Consider the following 19,817-nt stretch of genomic DNA (forward strand, 5'->3'; position numbering starts at 1 on the left):
GTCTATTTCTTCACCAACACATATTGTAAGTTTTCTAATTCAAACATATCAATCAGTTCATCGATCTCTTTAAAATCGATATGTTTTCCAAACCGTTTTTTGCTTAGGTCAATTTCTACGTCCAATTGATTATTCTTTTCTTTCGTTTCGAGTCCATCTACACAAGAATAGATTTCGATGCTTTCTCCTTTTGACAGCTCTTTTTCAATGAATTTAAAAAGTGCACGAAGAGAATGAATGATGTCTAATTCATAAACAAAAGGATGCGTGAATTTGTTTCTTACCGCTTCATAGACGGGATCTAGATAATCAATGTGAATGCCTTCGAAATCCTCTTCTGTTTCAAATACTTTTATCAAAAGTTCTTCTTTTTGATAGCTTTTTAGCTTTTTTTGTTTTTTATCAAACATGTTGATATTGAGTTCAGAGAATGGTTTATAGGTAGGATTTTGACCAATGGTACCAAGCGGCAGTTCTTTGTTTGATCCAATATAATGATGTAAAGTCATGAGTTGCCCTCTTTTCTTCAATGATTTCTCGTTCGTTGATTATTTTCTTTTTATCAATAAATGGTGGAATGTGCAATTCTTTTCACATACATTCTCTACAAAAGAGTAGGGCAAGTCGTTTGACTAAATACCTCTTAGGGTATACTATCTGTTCATAGAAAGAATAGAAAGGGGTACTTGTGCATGGAATATAATCAGCAGATGAAGAACCGTCTTCGCCGGATTGAGGGGCAGATTAAAGGGGTTCTTGCGATGATGGAGCAGGGAAAGGATTGCCGCGAGGTGGTGACGCAGCTGTCTGCATCACGCAATGCCATTGATCGTGCAATGGGTGTGATTGTGAGTACAAATCTTGAGCAATGTGTTCGTGAAAGTCTTGAACAAGGCAAGGATACGGAAGGTCTTGTGAAAGAGGCAGTTGAGCTATTGGTGAAGAGCCGGTAAGAAATTCTTCAGCCTTTGAAGGTTGACGGATTTTTTTACTTGTTATAATATACCCTTACCGGTATGTGTATATATTTTTTGTTTTCTATATACCCCCATGGGTAATAATGAAGGAGGAGCAGAATGGAAGAACAGAAAAAACGCACGACGATTGTGCTATTTAGTGGAGATTATGATAAAGCGATGGCGGCTTACATTATTGCAAATGGTGCAGCAGCCTATGATCATGAAGTGACGATTTTTCATACCTTTTGGGGGCTGAATGCCTTGCGCAAGGATGAGATGGTGCCAATGAAAAAAGGTTTTTTAGAAAAAATGTTTGGCAAGATGATGCCGCGCGGGGCTGATCGAATGGGCATTTCAAAGATGAATTTTGCTGGAATGGGCCCAAAGATGATTAAGCACGTCATCAAAAAGCATAATGCCATGACCTTGCCGCAGCTCATTGATATGGCGAAGGAACAGGAGATTAATCTCGTAGCATGTACAATGACGATGGACCTTTTAGGGCTGCAGGAGAAAGAATTATTAGATGACATTCAATATGCTGGTGTGGCGGCGTATTTAGCAGAGGCTGAAATCGGGAATGTGAATTTATTTATTTAGTGAGGTGATGAAATGATTCAAACGATTTTGTTCATCCTGGTGATTGGCTTACTCGTGAGCCGGTTCCTACCAGTACGAGGTGTGAACCAAATGGATGCTGCCGATATGAAGAAAAAGCTGAAAAACAAAGATCAACAACTAATTGACGTACGATCTCCAGTAGAATTTCAAACAAACCATATAAAAGGATTTCGAAACATTCCTTTACCTCAGTTAAAAGAACGAGCTTCTCAGCTTGAGAAAAATGAAGAGATCTATGTCATATGTCAAAGTGGAATGAGAAGTATGCAGGCAGCGAAAATATTGAAGAAGCAAGGATTTACTCATATTACAAACATCAAGGGTGGTATGAATGCTTGGCATTAAGCACGCATAAAAATATACCCCCACCCCTATATAAAGGAGGACATCACATGCAGCAACCAACATTCATTTTAGATGCAAAAGGATTGGCATGCCCGATGCCGATTGTGAAAACAAAAAAACAAATGAATGAGCTTTTGCCAGGAGATGTGCTTGAAGTGCAAGCTACCGATAAAGGATCAGCAGCGGATTTAGTGGCTTGGTCAAAAAGTGCCGGTCATGAGTTTTTAGGAACAAGAGTAGAAGGACAGGTGCTTTATCATTTGATTCGTAAGGGCGGAGCGCAAGAAGAAGAGGGGGAGCCCATGATTTCGGAAATATCTTTGAATGCCTTTCAACAGAAGGTAAAAGAAGATCAATCTCTGTTTATTTTGGATGTAAGGGAGCTGGATGAATACGAAGCGGGGCATATCCCAGGAGCCGTTCATATCCCGCTTGGTGAGGTGGAAGATCGTGCAGAGGAGTTAACAAGAGAATCGGACATTTATCTCATCTGTCATTCAGGCAGAAGAAGTGAATTAGCTGCGCAAAAGCTAAAAGAGAGAGGATTTCAACAATTAATCAATGTGGTGCCAGGCATGAATAGCTGGACAGGAGCCATTGAAAAATAGGAGCTGAATAAAACATGACGGTAAAAGCCATGACTGCAGAGCAGTTAACAAAAAAGATCGTGGGCAAAGAGCCGCTCTTTTTGCTAGATGTGCGAAACCAAGCAGATGTGCAGGACTGGAAGATTGAAGGGGAAGCAATCGTTGATATGAATGTGCCTTATTTTGATCTGCTTGACGGAGTAGAGGGCCTTTTACAGCACATTCCTAGTGACCGTGAAGTGCTGGTGGTTTGTGCCAAGGAAGGTTCTTCTATCCTGGTGGCGGAGATGCTGTCAGAGGCTGGCGTGCCTGTTCGTTATTTACAGGGCGGCATGAAGGCATGGAGTGAGCATCTAGAGCCAGTGAAAATAGGTGATTTAAGCGGCGGCGGAGAGCTGTATCAATTTGTACGGATGGGCAAAGGGTGTCTGTCCTATATGATCATGTCCAATGGAGAAGCCGCGGTTGTGGATGCAGCTCGAATGGCGGAGGTCTATATTGATTTTGCGAAAAAGCATGATGTCTCTGTGACGCATGTGCTGGATACTCACCTTCATGCGGATCATATTTCTGGTGGGAAAAAGCTGGCTGAACTAACGGGTGCTGCCTACTGGCTGCCGCCAAAAGATGCAGAAGAGGTAACCTTTGAATATGAACGTCTTGAAGAAGGACAGCGGATAACGATTGGAACAGCTTCTATTGATATTCAACCCATTTATTCCCCGGGACATACGATCGGCTCAACATCTTTTATCGTAGACAATCAATATCTTCTTTCAGGTGATATTTTGTTTATTGATTCAATTGGAAGACCTGATCTTGCTGGAATGGCGGAGGACTGGGTAGATGATTTGAGAGAGACGCTTTATGAACGGTATATGGCGTTTTCAAAGGAATACATCGTTCTGCCTGCGCACTTCATGACCAAAGAAGAAATGAATGAAGACGGCAGTGTTTGGAAGGAGCTCGGCTCACTTTTAAAAGAAAATCATGGGCTTCATATTGAAGATCAACATGTGTTTAGAAAGATGGTGACGGAAGGTCTGCCTGCACAGCCGCATGCATTTCAAGAGATTCGTCAAGCCAATATGGGGAAGCTGTACCCAGATATGGAAGAGCAGCGGGAAATGGAAATGGGTCCAAACCGTTGTGCGATTCGGTAATGTCCAATAAAATAAGAGAAGAGGAACAATCAAATGACATCAGATCAAATTTTAGACGTAACAGGGCTCGCATGCCCAATGCCGATTATTCGAACGAAGAAAAAAATGAACGACTTGGCGGAAGGTCAAGTTTTAGAAATACATGCAACAGATAAAGGGGCTAAAGCTGACTTGGCCGCATGGGCGAAGTCAAGCGGACATGAATTGATCACGCAGACAGAAGAAGGTCACGTGCTGAAGTTCTGGGTGAGAAAAGGGTCCTAAAGGATGTAGGGGTATCTGCTGAAGATCCCCTTTTCCTTTTGCAAAGGAGGAGACCAGCGTGGATTTTGCATTTTTGATTACACTTTTTATCATCGGATGTCTTGGTTCCTTCTTATCAGGAATGGTGGGGATCGGCGGATCTGTGATCAACTATCCCATGCTGCTTTATATCCCGCCTCTTTTTGGTGTGATGGCACTATCAGCACACGAGGTATCAGGGATTGGCGCCATTCAAGTGCTTTTTTCGACGCTGGGTGGTGTACTCGCTTATCGGAAAAGCGGATTTTTACATCGCTCGCTGATTTTATATATGGGAAGCAGTATATTGGCGGGCAGCTTATTAGGCAGTTATGTATCACATTTTATGCCGGAGAAAGGGATGAACCTCGTCTATGGATTACTCGCCATTGTGGCGGTTATTCTCATGTTGATTCCGAAAAAAGGACAGCGTGCAGACGCAGAGGGAGAAGTTACTTTTCATAAAGGGCTGGCATCAGGTATTGCCTTTGTGATTGGCAGTGTTTCCGGGGTATTAGGTGCAGGCGGCGCATTTATTTTAGTGCCTGTGATGCTGTCTATTTTAAAAATTCCTGTACGGATGACGATTGCGTCGTCACTTGCGATTACGTTTCTTTCTGCGATAGGCGCATCGACTGGAAAGGTATTGACGGGTCAGGTCATGCTTCTTCCTGCTGTTGTGCTGATGGCGGCAAGTTTAATGGCAGCTCCGATTGGTGCGAAGGTCGGTCAGAAAATCAACGCCGTCTACTTGCAATGGGCACTTGCTGTAATGATTACAGCGACAGCGGTCAAAATTTGGCTGGATATTTTATAAAGAAAAGACCAACAGAGCAAGGGACTGACCCCCGTTTTTGAGACAGGGATCAAAACACCTTTATAAAACAGCCAGTTGCCGAAACTCTTTTGGTGACTGGCTGTTTAATTTCAATTGAATTCGGATATTGTTATAATAATCAATATACTCCCTGACCGTTTTTTCTACAATGGCTGTTGTAGTGTTTGTCAGGTGGTGGAGATAGAATCCTTCTGTTTTTAAACTGGAGTGGAAGGATTCTATGGGGGCATTATCAGCGGGCATTCCCTTCCGGGACATGCTCATGGTAATGCTTTTTTCCTTTATCTCCTTTTGATAAGCATAAGAAGTGTAGACCGAACCTTGATCACTATGAAGTACGCAGCCTTTAGGTAATGTCTGTAACTGCTTCAATGTATCTAAAACAAGAGAAACATCCTGTTTATCACCAATCGTATAAGCCACAATCTCACTAGTATACAAATCCTTTATGCTGGATAGATAAAGTGGTTTTTGACCAAATGGCAAATACGTTATATCTGTCACCAGTTTTTCAAGTGGCTTTGTCGCAGTAAAATCCTGTTTTAAGTGATTTTCTGCAATATAGTAAGGTTGACCAGTCTGTTTACGCTTTTTTATTTTCACACGACACTGTAAACCGTAGGTTTGCATAATGCGTTGTACTGTCTTATGATTTATTCTCCTTTCTTTTCGCAGTAGGGCCGTTATTTTACGATAACCGTACGTATATTGGTGTGACTCACAAAGCGACGATATGAGGTCAATTAACACTTGCTGTTTTGGCAGGAGATCTTGTTTTTTCCAACGATAAAATGTTGATCTTGCGAGCTCAAACATCTGACAGAATGCACTTACACTTACTGTGTCTTTTACCGCATCATAAATCGACACGAATGCTTCTTTTTTCACTTCCTTTCCCATTCTATATACTTTTTTAATAGGTCAATTTGTTGCTTTAAATAAAGATTTTCTGTTTTCAACTTCTCGTTCTCATTTTGATATTCTGGTCCTTTCCCGTAGGTATACTGCTTTCCAACTGGTTGATGAAATCGATGGATTTCACCCTCGCGATACCATTTCATCCACGTTTTCACTTGTGTTCTATTCTTAATTCCTAACTTGTCCATGATTTCTTTTGTCGGGATTCCAGCTAACCTCATTTGAACGGCCTCTTCTTTTACACTAATCGGATAACTAACTCTTTTTCCCATACAAAAAACACCTCCAAATTGTTTTCAGATATGCTATACCCGATTTTTCAATTTAAAGGTGTTTTTATTTGTCTCACTTTATGGGGTCAGTCCCGCAAACATGTTGGTCTTTTTTATTTGACGTCATCGTGCTCGATATACGTTTCTAGTGCGGGGTGGTACTCTTTTTGATAATGAAGGTTGGGACATGTTTTCACGACTTTGCCTTGCAGGGCATTGGACTTTGAGACTTCTAATGCTGTTCTACATTTAGGGCAGCGTTCGGCAAAGAATGAGGGCCAGCGTTTCATATATCACCACTCCAGTTAAAGTCTTAAAAACCGATTATATTAATATGAATTATAGGGGATCATGCAGGTGAGGTCAATGGGTGTTTGGGTCTTTTTAACAAAAAAGAAGCATCATGAGAGATGCTTCTTTATCGTTCATATTCTTAATAGGCTTTCGCCCAGAACACCATATCAGATGCAGGCTTTCCGCAGCAGACACATGTGTCAGAAATGGTTTCCTGTTCGAATGGAATACAGCGTGAGGTCGCACCTGTTCTTTCTTTAATGTCGTTTTCACAGGCTTCGTCACCACACCACATGGCTTTAATCAATCGGTTTTCTTCCGCAAGAATTTGCTCGATGTCTTCGATTGTGAGGGCTTGTGATGTTTTTTCATGTAATCGTTCCTTCGCCTTTTCGAACATGGTCCGCTGGATGTCTTCAAGCGTTGCTGTGATGGTTTGTTCAAGTGCATCTAATGTGACAGCTTGCTTTTCACCAGTGTCTCGTCGTGCGAGCATCACTTGTCCTTTTTCGATGTCCTTTGGTCCTACTTCTACACGTAGCGGAATACCCTGCATTTCACATTCGTTGAATTTCCAGCCTGGCTGTTTATCGCTTGCATCGATGTCAGCACGTGCGATGCGGGCGAGGCGATCCTTCAATTCGTAGGCATGATCCAGCACCCCTTCTTTATGAGAAGCGATTGGCACGATACGCACTTGGGTTGGTGCAATATTTGGTGGGAGGACGAGCCCTCTGTCATCGCCATGCACCATGATCATAGCGCCGATAATTCTTGTTGTGAAACCCCAAGAGGTTTGCTGGACATGCTCTAGTTTTCCTTCACGGTTTAAGAATTCGATGCCAAATGCTTTGGCAAATCCGTTCCCGAAGAAATGAGAAGTGGCAGTTTGAAGCGCTTTTCCGTCATGCATCAAGCTTTCAACCGTATAGGTGAAGCGAGCGCCAGCGAATTTTTCCTTCTCTGTTTTTCTCCCTTTAATGACAGGAATGGCGAGGAGATCTTCGCAAAGAGAAGCGTAAGTGTGAAGCATTCTTTCTGTTTCTTCAATCGCTTCTTGCTCAGTCTCATGGCACGTGTGTCCCTCCTGCCATAGGAATTCAAGGGTTCTAAGGAAGGGACGTGTTGTCTTTTCCCAGCGGACGACATTGGCCCATTGGTTATATAGCTTTGGTAAATCGCGGTAGGAATGAATAATGTTTTTGTAATGCTCAGCGAACAGCACTTCAGAGGTTGGTCTGACGCAGAGCCTTTCTTGTAATTCGGATTCACCGCCATGTGTGACCCACGCCACTTCAGGAGCAAAGCCTTCGATATGATCTTTTTCCTGCTGCAGCAGGCTCTCTGGGATAAAGAGCGGCATATAGACATTCTCATGACCCGTTTCTTTAATCTGGCGGTCAAGTTCGTCGCGAATATTCTCCCAGATTTTAAAGCCGTACGGCTGAATGATCATACTGCCTCTTACGCTTGAATAATCGACGAGCCGCGCCTTTGTGACAACATCTGTATACCACTGGGCAAAGTCGTCTTCCATGCTTGTAATTTTCTCAACAAATTGTTTTTTTGACATTGCAGGTTCCTCCTTTTTTAAAACAAAAAAGCTGTACTTTAAGTTAGGGACCATTCCTGGTGGTACCACCCTAATTTAAAGCACAGCTTTACACTCAATCATGATAACGGTATGAACCGCTGTATGAAACAGAACTAAATCGGCAGGTTCACTTGAAGATGTCAGTAGGAACTTCTCAGCACCGTTCCCTCTCTGTTAAAGATCGATTCAAGCTACTATTCCAGATCTACGTTGATCCTTGTTCGTTGATTTTTCATCAGTTTACCTGTAAATGGGGGAGAAAGCAAGCTGTTCTGATTCCTTTTACAGCGCCTTTTGTTTAGGTAACGGAATGGCAGTATTTTTCTATTTTTACAGCTTGCGAGTTATGTAAGGCTATGCTAATATATTTGAAGAAAAAAATAGACTTGTATAACCTCAATAATATGGTTTGAGGGTTTCTACCAGGATCCGATAAATCCTGATTACAAAAGCGCGCTTTCCTTTTTTGTAATCAGGGTTTTTTTGTTTGTCTGCACCCTGTATCAAAAATGAAAGCGATGATATACAGAAGGGATGTTAGACATGAACTGGAGAGTATATTTATTAGCCGTTTCTACTTTTGCAGTTGGATTAGTTGAGCTTGTGGTCGGGGGCATTCTGCCAAGTCTTGCAGAGGATTTGAATGTGTCTCTTGCAACAGCCGGACAGCTCATTACGGTATTTGCGATTGTGTATGCCATTTCAGCACCCGTGCTGCTGACCGCTACAGCCAAAATCGAACGAAAGCGCCTTTATTTAATCGCGTTATTGGTGTTTACATTAGGGAATGTGTTCACTTATTTTAGTTCGACCTTTGCCCTTGTCATGATATCAAGGGTGTTGATTGCCATGAGCACAGCGCTTGTGGTGGTATTATCTTTGACGATCACTGCCAAATTGGTGGAACCAGCGCATCGTGCAAAGGCTTTAGGGCTGATTTTTATAGGAATTAGTTCTTCACTTGTTCTCGGTGTACCGATCGGTATTTTTATTACAGAGAGCTTTGGCTGGAGAGTGATGTTTTTAGGAATCAGTATTCTTTCTGCCATATCGATGGTTCTGATCTATTTTCTATTGGAGAAAATGCCTGTTGAAAAAGTGACGCCTCTTAGAAAGCAGATTCGTTCTTTAGGACATCCGAAAATTTTTAGTGCACACTTGATCAGTTTGTTTATGCTTGCAGGCCATTATATGCTTTATTCTTATTTCACTCCATTTCTGATGGAAGTTCTGCATATGACCCCGTTTTGGATTAGTATTTGTTATTTAATCTTCGGACTTGCGTCGATAGGCGGGAATGGATTTGGCGGCTGGCTGAGTGACAAACTGGGTTCAGGGAAAGCCATTTTGCTTGTGACAATCGCGTTTGCGGTTGTCATGTTTACCATTCCTTATACAGCGGGGGTGTTCGCGCTCTTTATGGTGATGGTTGTCCTTTGGGGTGCGCTCAGCTGGGCACTGACGCCTGCTTTGCAGAGTTATTTGATTCAAACAGATCCTGTCACGTCTGATATTCAGCAAAGTTTAAATACATCGGCCTTGCAAATCGGCATTTCGATTGGATCAGCGGTTGGCGGAGTCATGTTTACGATGACCGGTTCATCTGTTGATCTGGCTAAATTCGGTGCTGTGTTTGTACTGATTGCCTTTAGCTGTGCGGTGATTTCGCTGAAGAGACCGCCGCTTTATATGGATCGTCAGCATCATGCTGAAATGAAGACAAAGAGCTAAAATAAAGATCATTTTAGCCCTTTGTCAACAATCTCTAGCTGCCTAACATTAGGCAGCTTTTTTATGTTCATTTCAAATTCACACGAAAAGTACTTTCTATTCAAAGACGGCCATTTCGCCGATTGGTTGGAAGCCGGCACGTTGATAAATGTTTTTGCCGTCAGCTGAAGCTTGTAGGATGACACACTTTTGTTTATTCTCTGTCTGGGTCAGAAGGTAATGGAACATGTCACTGCCAAGTCCTTTGCCGCGGTGTTCTTCCCTTGTCATGACATCATAAATACCGTAGCTGGCGTTTGTCTCGAATAATAAGCCTGTTGTGACCGGCTTGTGGTGTTCATATCCCACGAACATGCGAGCTTTTGAGTGCAATGCTTCAATCGAAAAACGCTGGAAATAGTCTTCTAAGGCGGCGGCCTCAGTCGATCCTTTGAATAGTTCTATAAAGATATGTTTGTAATCAAAGAGTGTCTGCTCATCAAGTACTTCCTTGATTGTAAGTGATGAGGATGTGACTGGATCAATGTCACCTGTATGCTCAAGCATCATGATGGTATTGCGTTCGACCTCTTGAAGCTGATATTCCTTTAATAAATCAGCCCAATCAGGATGGAGTAAACGGTGATCGACCCATGTGCTGAAGATGAGTTTCTGTGACCGCATGTGTTCAATGGCTGCTTTCACTTTATTCGGATCTTGGATTTGAGCTGATGTTGGTAAGAGCAAATTGAACGTGTCAGTCGATATATGAGTATTTGATAGAACGAAATCGTCCGATGCAAGGAAGGCTCCGTTCACAGCAGAGGAAAACAGATGTATCTTTTCTTCTAACTGGTGAATGGCCATTTGTTGTTCAGGATTCATTTAGATCACCTTTTCATTATGATAAATTGGATGACATCCCCATGATTATAGCATGTGACAGGATGAGGAGAATCTAGTAAAAAAGTGCATATGCAATTTTCAGGTCTGATGTCCTATTATTTTACTCACATCGACATTTCTTTTGACTCCTTTCTTCATTATTAGTACCATTTTATTAACCAGTTAAGAGTGGAGGTTCAGATGGAAACAAAAGAGCAGATTGTATTAAAAGCGATTCAAGATCTGATTATGCATAGGGAAAAGAGACGGAATGATCCAACAGATCCACTGATTACCACGACTGATACACTCAAACAAGAATGGACACTCACACAGCTTCACATTTTATCGATGATTCAAGCCAATCCAAACGAATCAAACAATACATTTCTATCTCAACAGTTAAAACTATCAAAGCCAGCTATTACAAAGGCTGTGAAAAAACTAATTGAAAAAGGCATGGTCGACTATTGCCACCGGCAAGGTGATAAGAAATCTGTCTATTATTCTTTGACAGAGGAAGGCAAGCAATTGGCGGCGCTGCATGATGAACTACATGATAAAGCAGTCACGTCCTATTTAGAATTTCTCCACCAGTTTCATGAGGATGAATTACAAGTGATTGAGCGCTTCTTAAAGGCTTGGAAAGAAAAGATATAGTTAAAAAACCGAAACCATCGTACAAAAGGAGATGGTTTCGGTTTTTTTATGGTAAAATTAACATATATTGACGTTGTTCTTAGCCGTGATGAAAGGGAGGGAGCTCATTGGAGAAAGAAATGATAGAAAATTATAAAAAATACGCATTCATCATGCCATTCGTGGGATTGTTTGTCAGCTTGCTATTATTTGTTTATTTTTTTGGTATTGCAGGACCTGGAGAACCAATTTGGGCTGCTGCTTTGTATTGTGCTCTGCCCTTTTTGGTGAATACGATATGTTTCTTGCCTGTATGTATTTATTTTAAAGTCAGCAAAAAAAGTGAGGAACATACATGATTGTCGTTAGTGCTTGTCTTGCTGGGTTGAAGGTTCGTTATAATGGCAGCCATCGATTAGATCAGCGAATTGAGGAGCTTGTTCAGGAGGGAAAGGCGGTCACAGTTTGTCCTGAGCTGCTTGGAGGCCTTTCCACGCCAAGGCCTCCCGCAGAAATCATTGGCGGAGACGGACATGATGTATTACAGGGCCTCGCCTCTGTGATCGATGTACATGGAAATGATGTCACGGAGATGTATGTAAAAGGCGCGAAGGCCGCGCTGGAACAGGTTCAGTCTCTGAAAGCGACGGCGGTTGTGTTAAAAGAGTACAGCCCTTCCTGCGGCAGCCGGATGATTTATCGCGGAGATTTTAACGGGGGGACAAAAGCTGGAGATGGAGTGACATCCGCCTTGCTTAAACAGCACGGAATTCAGGTATTTTCTGAGGAGGATGATTGGACTTCACTGTTTTTATAGGTGTGGTGTGAATAGAAGGAGGAGTTAGGTTGAAAAAGTGGATGATTGGTTTAGTCGTCATTATTTTATTAGGAATTGGTATTTATTTTATAATCAATGCAAAAACATACTCTTTTGATGATGTGGCCTCAATTGATCAGAACAAGGTGACTTCGATTCAAATTGAGCATGATAATGAGCGTGTTAAAGTGGAAAAGAAAGAGGATATTCAAAAGCTGCTGAAGGAATTTTCGGGTATGAAATTAAAGAAGGTGAATGACTCTAAAAAAGACACAAAAGAGTCTTATTGGATCAGGGTGTTAGAGGATGGCAAAGCGACATACGGATTCATCTTTTACGATCAAGCTTATTTAGAAACATATGATGGTTCTAAAACAAAAAATCGGATCAGCGAATATCAAATCGTTGACGCCAATCAAGTTGATATGGGAAAATATATCAAATAACTCAGTCAGAATGTCATGCATGATCAATCGAAAATTCGGGTATAGTGCTTGGTAAGTAAAAAGGAAGCGGAGGTTTGTTTGATGAGTGGATTAACAGATACAGTCACATTAGCAAACGGAGTAAAAATGCCGAAGCTAGGCTTTGGTGTATGGCAGGTAAAAGATGGGGATGAGGCTGTAAATGCAGTCAAAGACGCTCTTGAAGCGGGCTACCGCAGCATTGATACAGCAGCCGCCTATCAAAATGAAGAAGGGGTAGGCAAAGCCATTCAGCAATCAGGCATCTCTCGCGATGATCTATTCATTACGACAAAGGTCTGGAATAATGATCAAGGCTATGAATCAACACTCGAAGCCTTTGAAACAAGTATGAACAAGCTGGGGCTAGATGTATTAGACCTTTATTTAATTCATTGGCCAGTTGAAGGCAAATATAAAGAAACATGGAAAGCGCTAGAAAAACTATATGAGGATGGACGCGTTCGAGCGATCGGAGTGTGTAATTTTCATCAGCATCATTTAGAGGATTTATTGGAAGAGGCAGAAGTTGTGCCAATGGTGAATCAAATCGAGTTGCATCCGAAGCTGACGCAGGAGCCTTTACGAGACTACTGCAAATCGAAAGGAATTCATGTTGAGGCGTGGTCGCCATTAGGAAGCGGGAAGCTTCTGAACCATCCTGTTCTCCAGGATATCGCGAAAAAACATGACAAATCAGTAGCGCAAGTGATTCTTCGCTGGGACTTGCAGCATGGCATTATCACCATTCCAAAATCTGTGACAAAGAGCCGAATCATCGAAAACACACAAGTCTTCGATTTCGAGCTGTCCGCACGTGAGATGGGTGTCATTGATCAGCTCAATGAAGATGAGCGCACAGGTCCAGATCCAGATAACTTTGATTTTTAATCGAAAGAACAGCACAGGTGTGATGCCTGTGCTTTTTTATGTGCAGTTTTTTGATGTTGAAAGGCCTCAATGAGTTGAATGGCGTCGATAATCTTTTCTTTACATAGTCTCCAATCAAACCATCGAATATATGAGAAGAAAGGCCCTTCCGTTTTATGGAATTGAGCCGCCGACATTGCCTTTAGGTATGTATTTCCTGTATGATAAAGAATGGTATGTTTTGATTAAATTTAAGAGGTGTTTATATAGATGGAAAAACAATATCGCGTTTTACTTTACTATCAATATGTCCCCATTGAGGACCCAGAGACGTTTACAGCAGAGCATTTAGCATTCTGTAAGGAGCTTGGTTTGTTAGGCCGTATCCTTGTATCAGCAGAAGGCTTGAACGGAACGGTTTCTGGAACCATTGAGCAAACGGACAAGTACATGCAAGCGTTAAAAGAAGATCCGCGCTTTGCGTCTATGCCGATCAAAATTGACGAAGCAGATGGACATGCGTTTAAGAAAATGCACGTCCGCCACCGGAAGGAACTTGTGAACCTCAGCCTTGAGGATGACGTGAATCCGTTAGAATTAACGGGGAAACATCTTAGCCCGGTCGAATTTTACGAGCAAATGCAATCACCTGATACGGTTGTGATTGATGCACGTAATGATTACGAGTTTGATGTTGGTCACTTTAGAGGGGCAGTCCGTCCTGATATTGAGACATTCCGTGAATTACCTGAGTGGATTCGTGACAATAAAGAGATTCTTGAAGGGAAAAAAATCCTGACTTATTGCACAGGCGGTGTACGCTGCGAGAAATTCTCAGGCTGGTTAAAGCGTGAAGGCTTTGAAGATGTCTCTCAGCTTGACGGCGGAATTGTCACTTACGGAAAAGATCCAGAAGTGCAAGGGAAGCTATGGGACGGTCAATGCTATGTGTTTGATAATCGCTTAACAGTACCAGTGAATCAAACAGAGCATGTGGTTGTCGGAAAAGATTTCTTCACTGGTGAGCCTTGCGAGCGTTATGTGAACTGTGCGAACCCTGCATGTAACCGTAAGATGATTGCCACTGAAGAGAGTGAGCATAAGTATATGCGCAGCTGCAGTCATGAATGCCGCACAAGCGAACGGAACCTGTATGTGAAACAGCACAATTTATCTGAAGAAGAAGTACAAGAAAGACTAGCTGTCATTGAAAAAGAACAAGCGATTTCACAAGGATAGAGGGAATCCCCTCTATCCTTTTTTCTATACATGACGGGGGTTAGAAGATAGAGGAAGTCATTTCCTCTATCTTTTTTGTTTTGTTTTTTTCAAAATAAGGGTAAAGGTAGTTATTCAGTCTAATAGATTGAACAGGTGAAAAAGCGCTTTCTTTTGAAATAAGCATGTTCGACTATTTCAGAAAATGAAGAATTGAGAGATAATATAACAGATGAAAAAATGAACAAAGGTAAAGGTTCATTAGAAGAAATATTTACCAGTAAAATGAAAAGTGAGCTGCTTTGAAAGAAAGACGCTTGCTTGACACATGCTCTGTATTTTAATCGAAAGGTGTTATGAACATGAATCATTTGCATCGTAGGATGGGAACTTTCGCTTTAATGATGGTAGGTCTTGGCTCAATCATTGGTTCAGGATGGCTCTTCGGTGCTTGGCGTGCAGCTCAAATCGCCGGTCCTGCTGCTATTTTATCCTGGTTGATTGGGATGGTTGTGATTTTATTTATCGCTTTGTCTTATAGTGAACTCGGATCGATGTTTCCTGAGGCAGGCGGAATGGTCAAATATACGCAATATTCACACGGATCTTTTATTGGGTTTATTGCAGCTTGGGCGAACTGGATCGCCATTGTCTCTGTGATACCAGTTGAGGCGGTTGCTTCTGTCCAGTACATGAGCTCTTGGCCTTGGGAATGGGCAAAGTGGACATCTCATTTGGTCACCAAAGGGGTATTGACGACAGAAGGTCTTATGGTTGCCAGTGTGCTTCTTGTGATTTACTTTCTGCTTAATTATTGGACAGTTGGGTTATTTTCAAAAGCAAATACATTCATTACCGTGTTTAAAATTGTCATTCCAGGATTAACAATTGGTGCGCTCTTATTCGTAGGTTTTCATAGTGAGAATTTTACTTCTGGAACAAGTATTGCCCCTAACGGCTGGGCGAGTGTGTTGACAGCTGTTGCGACATCTGGGATTGTGTTTGCCTTCAATGGCTTCCAAAGCCCGATTAATATGGCCGGTGAGGCAAAAAATCCAGGCCGGTCGATTCCAATTGCCATTGTCGGATCGATTTTCATTGCAACTGTGATTTATGTCCTTTTACAAGTCGCCTTTATCGGTGCTGTTGATCCATCTATGATTGTGAACGGATGGGGTCATTTGAATTTCAACTCGCCATTTGCGGACCTTGCCATTGCGCTTGGGATTAACTGGCTTGTTCTGATTTTATATGCGGATGCGTTTGTGTCACCTTCTGGTACAGGAATTACGTATACCGCAACGACGTCTCGTATGATTTATGGAATGGAAAAAAACAAATACATGCCAAGTGTGCTTGGCCGTCTGCACCCTATTTACGGCGTGCCTCGTCCAGCAATGTTTTTTAACTTAGCCGTATCGTTTATTTTTCTGTTTTTATTTAGAGGCTGGGGTGTACTTGCTGAAATTATCTCTGTCGCAACACTTATTTCGTATCTGACGGGACCAGTGACCGTCATGACGCTGAGAAAGACAGGGACAGATTTATATCGTCCGCTTCGAATAAAAGGACTCAGCATCATTGCTCCTCTCGGTTTTGTCTTTGCCTCATTGACACTGTATTGGGCAAGATGGCCGTTAACAGGTCAGGTGCTGTTCATTATTCTCATCGGTCTCCCTATCTATTTTTACTATCAAGCAAAAGCGAAGTGGAAAGGCTTCGGCCGCAACTTTAAGGCGGGTGCTTGGATGGTTGTGTACCTGCTTGTCATGATGACGATTTCCTGTCTTGGCAGTGACAAATTCGGCGGTTATAACATCATTCATTATGGCTGGGACATGGCACTGATTACAGTGGTAGCTCTGCTATTTTATATGTGGGCACTCAAAAGTGGATATGAAACAGAGTTTTTAGAGGATGCGAAAAAAATCAATGATGAGCTGCGTGCTTCTCAGAAAGAAGCTGCAGCAACCAAAGAATAAAGAAACGGCTGCCTGAACACTCGGGGCAGCCGTTTTTATTTGGATGAAAGGTGCATCACATGCCGTTTCAGCCAAGTGGTGACGCCGCGCAAAACGGCCGCTGTGACAAGTGAAATGAGCACATATCTCCAAAGCTGGCCTAAGCCTTGTCCACTCAGCCAGAACACGATGCCTAGGATGATGAGGGTGAACATGAGCAAGAATAAAAATGATGCAGACCAGAAAAAAGCTTTCACAGAAGGCCACCTCCTCAGGAGTATTGTATGCAGGCTGATGCACGATCAGACCAGCAATGAAGAGGTTGACTATTGATGAGAACTATTGCTAAAGTCAGATAAAAATATCAAGTGATTTGACAATTGTGTTAAGATGAGAGCATATTTTGAGTAAAGTTGTTGGTCATAGACGGAGGTGTTTGGAAATGCAGATTCAAAAGGTTCTAAACAATAATGTCATTAGTGTCATAGATGAACATGGAAAAGAAATCGTTGTCATGGGCAGAGGCATCGCTTTCCAGCGACGTCCCGGGGACCCGGTGGACGAATCGTTGATTGATAAAGTCTTCCGCCTGGAGGATCATTCCGTTCACGAGCGGATGAAAATGCTTCTTCAAGAGGTTCCGTATGATGTGGTCAAAGTGACCGAAGAAATGATCCAATATGCACATACAAAGCTGAACCGAAGATTAAACGAAAGTCTGCATGTATCGCTGGCAGACCATATTCATTACGCCATCGAACGGCTGAAGAAAAATCATCTGATTGAGAATTCGCTTATTTGGGAGATTAAACGCTTATACAAAGATGAATTTCTTGTGGCAAAGGACTGTCTTGAGATGATTGAAGAGCGTCTTCATATTGAACTGCCTGAGGATGAAGCGGGCTTTATTGCCATGCATATCATTAACGCAGAGCTCAATGAGGATATGAATACGACGGTCAATATCACAAAGGAAGTCAATGCCATTCTCACCATTGTGAAATATCATCTCAACATGGAATTTGATGAAGACTCACTTAACTTTTACCGTTTTCTCACGCATTTGCGCTTTTTCGTCCAGCGTCTGATTAACGAAACACTGCTTGTCAGCGAAGATCAGGACTTATATCAGCTGATCAAAGTGAAATATCCGAAAGCATATGATTGCGCAAAGAAAATCGCAGAATATGTCTATCAAACCTATCATCGGGATCTCACATCAGAGGAGATGCTGTATCTATCCATTCATTTGAATCGACTGATCAAACGAGAAAAATAAAGATAGATTTTAAAAGAAAGCGTTGACATGAGAAAAGGTGAGTGGTACTATTTGCTCATAAACATAAAAGAATACGGTTTCACAATGATCGTCTTAGAGGATTGTGACTGTTCGGCAGGCAAAACCTAAACGTTCACTGAAAAAGCGCAACAGCAAGCTGCGACTATTTTTGGTGCCCGTTTAGGTTTTTATTTTGCCCAAAAACGTATTTTTTTGAAAAAAAGGGGGTTTTTGCATGAGTTATCGTCAATTAGCAGAAGACATTATTAAACACATTGGTACAGAGAAAAACGTCCATTCATTGGTGCATTGTGCCACAAGGCTTCGCTTCACCTTAAATGACAGATCAAAAGCAGATAAAGCGGCCATTGAAAAATTAAATGGCGTCGTTACCGTTATGGAAAGCGGCGGCCAATTTCAAGTGGTCATTGGCAATACCGTACCAGAGGTATATCGAGAAATTGGAGAGTTTACGAATCTCTTAGAGGATTCCACTGCTTCATCTGCAAAATCAGGTGAAGAGAGCACAAGCCTTTTCGGGAAATTCGTCGACATTGTATCGGGGATTTTCACACCACTTCTCGGTGTCATGGCGGGTGCAGGTATTTTAAAAGGTCTATTAGGCATCTGTATCAACGCGAAATGGTTATCTCCTGAAGATACATCGTATCAAATTTTATTTGCAGCATCTGACAGCTTGTTCTACTTCCTGCCATTATTGCTCGCATTCACTTCTGCTAGGAAGTTTAAAGCGAATCCGTTTGTCGCTGTGACGATAGCAGGTGCACTGATTTACCCAACCATTCAAGAATTGTCAAAAGGCGGCGGAGATGTGACATTCTTCGGGATACCAGTCGTCTTAATGTCTTATACATCTACGGTCATCCCAATCATTTTGGCAGTGTTTGTCATGGGATATATCGAACGTTTCTTTAACAAAGTTATTCATGAAAGTGTCAAAAACTTTATTACGCCACTGATTTTACTTATCACGGTTGTTCCGCTGACACTCATCGTATTCGGACCATTTGGTGTGTATGCAGGGAATGGCATTGCAGCTGTTTTGCTGAAAGTATTCTCCTTTAGTCCTACACTTGCAGGTGCTTTAATTGCGATGGCTTGGCAGATTCTTGTCATCTTCGGTATCCACTGGGGACTTGTGCCAGTCATTTTAAATAATATCGCAGTCCATGGGAAAGATCATATCAAGCCGGCCACTGCGCCAGCTGTATTTTCACAAGCAGGTGCTTCCATCGGTGTTATGCTGAAAACAAAGAATAAAAAACTGAAATCACTGGCTGGATCAACAGCAGTTTCTGCTGTGTTTGGGATCACAGAGCCAGCTGTATACGGGGTCACACTTCGTTTGAAAAAACCATTTATTGCAGCCGTTATCTCTGCTGGGGTCGGCGGTGCGATTATCGGTTATTCACAAAGTATTGCAATTGCGTCAGGCCTTCCAAGTTTACTGACACTGCCGATTTTCTACGGTCAAGGATTTACAGGGTTCATCATCGGAATCTCGGTCTCGTTCGTCCTTTCGATCATCTTAACTTATTTGATTGGATTTAAAGATCCAGTAGATGAAGATGAAACGCCAGCAGCAGCTTCTGCACCGGTAATTGAAAACGAACATGGGGTCAAAGCAGCTCATGTGAAAAGTCCTTTAAAGGGCGAGGTCATCAAGCTGGAGGAAGTGCAGGATAAAGCATTCTCATCTGGTGCATTAGGAAAGGGCGCAGCCATCATTCCATCAGAAGGAAAGCTGTTTGCACCAGTATCAGGAGTTGTGACAACGGTGTTCCCAACTGGACATGCGTATGGTCTAACCTCAGAAAGCGGAGCAGAGGTACTCATTCACATCGGATTGGATACCGTACAATTAGGCGGAAAGCATTTTACCCCGAAGGTTGTTCAGGGGCAAACTATCACAGAAGGCGAACTGCTTGCTGAGTTTGACATAGAAGCCATCCAAGCTTCAGGCCTGTCAGTCACAACACCCGTTATTATTACCAATTCAGGTGAGTTTAGCGATATCATTGAAACAGAAGAGAAACAAATCACACCAGGCCAATCATTTTTACATCTAGTTTAATCAAAA

The 19,817-nt window shown here is 42.2% G+C and carries 23 protein-coding genes and 1 riboswitch; of the genes, 17 read left to right on the forward strand and 6 right to left on the reverse strand.

Annotation, left to right across the window (positions count from 1 at the left end):
* Positions 1-2: 2 nt before the first annotated feature.
* Entirely contained in the window at positions 3-509 is a 507-nt protein-coding gene (locus MHH61_RS10145; protein ID WP_125587488.1) for a hypothetical protein, read from the reverse strand.
* Between the two features lie 183 nt (positions 510-692).
* Here MHH61_RS10145 and MHH61_RS10150 point away from each other — a divergent pair, with 183 nt between their 5' ends.
* The 7 genes from MHH61_RS10150 (at position 693) to MHH61_RS10180 (ending at position 4,774) form a co-directional block, all read left to right on the forward strand.
* Positions 693-953, forward strand: a complete 261-nt coding sequence (locus MHH61_RS10150; RefSeq protein WP_003217059.1) for a metal-sensitive transcriptional regulator — start codon at positions 693-695, stop codon at positions 951-953.
* Between the two features lie 123 nt (positions 954-1,076).
* Positions 1,077-1,559, forward strand: coding sequence for a DsrE/DsrF/DrsH-like family protein (locus MHH61_RS10155; protein ID WP_041088802.1), 483 nt, complete (start codon positions 1,077-1,079; stop codon positions 1,557-1,559).
* 12 nt (positions 1,560-1,571) lie between these two features.
* Complete coding sequence (locus tag MHH61_RS10160; protein ID WP_125587487.1) at positions 1,572-1,925, forward strand: rhodanese-like domain-containing protein; 354 nt, start codon at positions 1,572-1,574, stop codon at positions 1,923-1,925.
* A 47-nt stretch (positions 1,926-1,972) separates the two neighbouring features.
* Positions 1,973-2,533: a sulfurtransferase TusA family protein gene (locus tag MHH61_RS10165; RefSeq protein WP_368004443.1), complete on the forward strand. Its 561-nt coding sequence runs from the start codon at positions 1,973-1,975 to the stop codon at positions 2,531-2,533.
* Positions 2,534-2,547: 14 nt separating this feature from the next.
* The gene (locus tag MHH61_RS10170) at positions 2,548-3,675 is read left to right on the forward strand and encodes an MBL fold metallo-hydrolase (protein ID WP_125587485.1); all 1,128 of its coding nucleotides are present in this window, start codon (positions 2,548-2,550) and stop codon (positions 3,673-3,675) included.
* Positions 3,676-3,708: 33 nt separating this feature from the next.
* Entirely contained in the window at positions 3,709-3,939 is a 231-nt protein-coding gene (locus MHH61_RS10175; protein WP_034283076.1) for a sulfurtransferase TusA family protein, read from the forward strand.
* 58 nt (positions 3,940-3,997) lie between these two features.
* Positions 3,998-4,774: a sulfite exporter TauE/SafE family protein gene (locus MHH61_RS10180; protein ID WP_125587484.1), complete on the forward strand. Its 777-nt coding sequence runs from the start codon at positions 3,998-4,000 to the stop codon at positions 4,772-4,774.
* Between the two features lie 60 nt (positions 4,775-4,834).
* On the opposite strand, the gene MHH61_RS10185 is transcribed toward MHH61_RS10180, so the two are convergent.
* The 3 genes from MHH61_RS10185 to proS all read right to left on the reverse strand — a co-directional run bounded on the left by MHH61_RS10185 (position 4,835) and on the right by proS (position 7,852).
* A protein-coding gene (locus MHH61_RS10185) for an IS3 family transposase (protein WP_125587610.1) occupies positions 4,835-5,985 on the reverse strand; the annotation gives its coding sequence in 2 pieces (ribosomal slippage) (positions 4,835-5,715 and positions 5,715-5,985; 1,152 coding nt in all).
* Positions 5,986-6,098: 113 nt separating this feature from the next.
* Positions 6,099-6,275: a hypothetical protein gene (locus tag MHH61_RS10190; RefSeq protein WP_164512187.1), complete on the reverse strand. Its 177-nt coding sequence runs from the start codon at positions 6,273-6,275 to the stop codon at positions 6,099-6,101.
* 143 nt (positions 6,276-6,418) lie between these two features.
* On the reverse strand, positions 6,419-7,852 hold the full coding sequence (proS, locus tag MHH61_RS10195; protein WP_125587568.1) for a proline--tRNA ligase: 1,434 nt from the start codon (positions 7,850-7,852) through the stop codon (positions 6,419-6,421).
* 387 nt (positions 7,853-8,239) lie between these two features.
* Positions 8,240-8,339: riboswitch (purine riboswitch) on the forward strand.
* A gap of 77 nt (positions 8,340-8,416) precedes the next feature.
* Between proS and MHH61_RS10200 the strand changes: the two genes are divergently transcribed.
* Positions 8,417-9,604, forward strand: coding sequence for an MFS transporter (locus MHH61_RS10200; RefSeq protein WP_125587567.1), 1,188 nt, complete (start codon positions 8,417-8,419; stop codon positions 9,602-9,604).
* 96 nt (positions 9,605-9,700) lie between these two features.
* Here the strand turns inward: MHH61_RS10200 and MHH61_RS10205 are convergent, their stop codons facing one another.
* Positions 9,701-10,468 (reverse strand): GNAT family N-acetyltransferase, encoded by a 768-nt coding sequence (locus tag MHH61_RS10205; RefSeq protein WP_125587566.1) that lies wholly within the window; start codon positions 10,466-10,468, stop codon positions 9,701-9,703.
* 201 nt (positions 10,469-10,669) lie between these two features.
* On the opposite strand from MHH61_RS10205, the gene MHH61_RS10210 reads away from it, so the two are divergent.
* The 7 genes from MHH61_RS10210 (at position 10,670) to MHH61_RS10240 (ending at position 16,458) form a co-directional block, all read left to right on the forward strand.
* Positions 10,670-11,128, forward strand: a complete 459-nt coding sequence (locus MHH61_RS10210) for a MarR family transcriptional regulator (RefSeq protein ID WP_024424416.1) — start codon at positions 10,670-10,672, stop codon at positions 11,126-11,128.
* 107 nt (positions 11,129-11,235) lie between these two features.
* Complete coding sequence (locus MHH61_RS10215) at positions 11,236-11,466, forward strand: hypothetical protein (protein WP_125587565.1); 231 nt, start codon at positions 11,236-11,238, stop codon at positions 11,464-11,466.
* On the forward strand, positions 11,463-11,924 hold the full coding sequence (locus tag MHH61_RS10220; RefSeq protein WP_125587564.1) for a DUF523 domain-containing protein: 462 nt from the start codon (positions 11,463-11,465) through the stop codon (positions 11,922-11,924). The genes MHH61_RS10215 and MHH61_RS10220 overlap by 4 nt, the downstream gene beginning before the upstream one ends.
* A 29-nt stretch (positions 11,925-11,953) precedes the next feature.
* Positions 11,954-12,370 (forward strand): DUF5301 domain-containing protein, encoded by a 417-nt coding sequence (locus tag MHH61_RS10225; protein ID WP_125587563.1) that lies wholly within the window; start codon positions 11,954-11,956, stop codon positions 12,368-12,370.
* Between the two features lie 81 nt (positions 12,371-12,451).
* A complete protein-coding gene (locus MHH61_RS10230) occupies positions 12,452-13,279 on the forward strand; it encodes an aldo/keto reductase (protein ID WP_024427444.1) in 828 nt (275 codons plus the stop codon).
* A gap of 249 nt (positions 13,280-13,528) precedes the next feature.
* Positions 13,529-14,497, forward strand: coding sequence for a rhodanese-related sulfurtransferase (locus MHH61_RS10235; RefSeq protein WP_024424412.1), 969 nt, complete (start codon positions 13,529-13,531; stop codon positions 14,495-14,497).
* A gap of 341 nt (positions 14,498-14,838) precedes the next feature.
* Complete coding sequence (locus MHH61_RS10240; RefSeq protein WP_034283122.1) at positions 14,839-16,458, forward strand: APC family permease; 1,620 nt, start codon at positions 14,839-14,841, stop codon at positions 16,456-16,458.
* A 35-nt stretch (positions 16,459-16,493) separates the two neighbouring features.
* On the opposite strand, the gene MHH61_RS10245 is transcribed toward MHH61_RS10240, so the two are convergent.
* On the reverse strand, positions 16,494-16,694 hold the full coding sequence (locus MHH61_RS10245; protein WP_024424410.1) for a hypothetical protein: 201 nt from the start codon (positions 16,692-16,694) through the stop codon (positions 16,494-16,496).
* Positions 16,695-16,879: 185 nt separating this feature from the next.
* Here MHH61_RS10245 and licT point away from each other — a divergent pair, with 185 nt between their 5' ends.
* Together licT and MHH61_RS10255 are read left to right on the forward strand one after the other, a co-directional pair.
* On the forward strand, positions 16,880-17,716 hold the full coding sequence (gene licT / locus MHH61_RS10250) for a BglG family transcription antiterminator LicT (protein ID WP_024424409.1): 837 nt from the start codon (positions 16,880-16,882) through the stop codon (positions 17,714-17,716).
* A gap of 235 nt (positions 17,717-17,951) precedes the next feature.
* Entirely contained in the window at positions 17,952-19,811 is a 1,860-nt protein-coding gene (locus tag MHH61_RS10255; RefSeq protein WP_125587562.1) for a beta-glucoside-specific PTS transporter subunit IIABC, read from the forward strand.
* Positions 19,812-19,817 lie beyond the last annotated feature (6 nt).

Origin of the sequence: Bacillus sp. FSL K6-3154 (assembly GCF_040869395.1) — a bacterium.
Classification (GTDB): domain Bacteria; phylum Bacillota; class Bacilli; order Bacillales; family Bacillaceae; genus Bacillus; species Bacillus safensis.

Coding starts and splice junctions, on each gene's coding strand:
- MHH61_RS10145 (WP_125587488.1), bottom strand. CDS start 509: ATGACTTTACATCATTATATTGGATCAAACAAAGAACTGCCGCTTGGT.
- MHH61_RS10150 (WP_003217059.1), top strand. CDS start 693: ATGGAATATAATCAGCAGATGAAGAACCGTCTTCGCCGGATTGAGGGG.
- MHH61_RS10155 (WP_041088802.1), top strand. CDS start 1,077: ATGGAAGAACAGAAAAAACGCACGACGATTGTGCTATTTAGTGGAGAT.
- MHH61_RS10160 (WP_125587487.1), top strand. CDS start 1,572: ATGATTCAAACGATTTTGTTCATCCTGGTGATTGGCTTACTCGTGAGC.
- MHH61_RS10165 (WP_368004443.1), top strand. CDS start 1,973: ATGCAGCAACCAACATTCATTTTAGATGCAAAAGGATTGGCATGCCCG.
- MHH61_RS10170 (WP_125587485.1), top strand. CDS start 2,548: ATGACGGTAAAAGCCATGACTGCAGAGCAGTTAACAAAAAAGATCGTG.
- MHH61_RS10175 (WP_034283076.1), top strand. CDS start 3,709: ATGACATCAGATCAAATTTTAGACGTAACAGGGCTCGCATGCCCAATG.
- MHH61_RS10190 (WP_164512187.1), bottom strand. CDS start 6,275: ATGAAACGCTGGCCCTCATTCTTTGCCGAACGCTGCCCTAAATGTAGA.
- proS (WP_125587568.1), bottom strand. CDS start 7,852: ATGTCAAAAAAACAATTTGTTGAGAAAATTACAAGCATGGAAGACGAC.
- MHH61_RS10200 (WP_125587567.1), top strand. CDS start 8,417: ATGAACTGGAGAGTATATTTATTAGCCGTTTCTACTTTTGCAGTTGGA.
- MHH61_RS10205 (WP_125587566.1), bottom strand. CDS start 10,468: ATGAATCCTGAACAACAAATGGCCATTCACCAGTTAGAAGAAAAGATA.
- MHH61_RS10210 (WP_024424416.1), top strand. CDS start 10,670: ATGGAAACAAAAGAGCAGATTGTATTAAAAGCGATTCAAGATCTGATT.
- MHH61_RS10220 (WP_125587564.1), top strand. CDS start 11,463: ATGATTGTCGTTAGTGCTTGTCTTGCTGGGTTGAAGGTTCGTTATAAT.
- MHH61_RS10230 (WP_024427444.1), top strand. CDS start 12,452: ATGAGTGGATTAACAGATACAGTCACATTAGCAAACGGAGTAAAAATG.
- MHH61_RS10235 (WP_024424412.1), top strand. CDS start 13,529: ATGGAAAAACAATATCGCGTTTTACTTTACTATCAATATGTCCCCATT.
- MHH61_RS10240 (WP_034283122.1), top strand. CDS start 14,839: ATGAATCATTTGCATCGTAGGATGGGAACTTTCGCTTTAATGATGGTA.
- licT (WP_024424409.1), top strand. CDS start 16,880: ATGCAGATTCAAAAGGTTCTAAACAATAATGTCATTAGTGTCATAGAT.
- MHH61_RS10255 (WP_125587562.1), top strand. CDS start 17,952: ATGAGTTATCGTCAATTAGCAGAAGACATTATTAAACACATTGGTACA.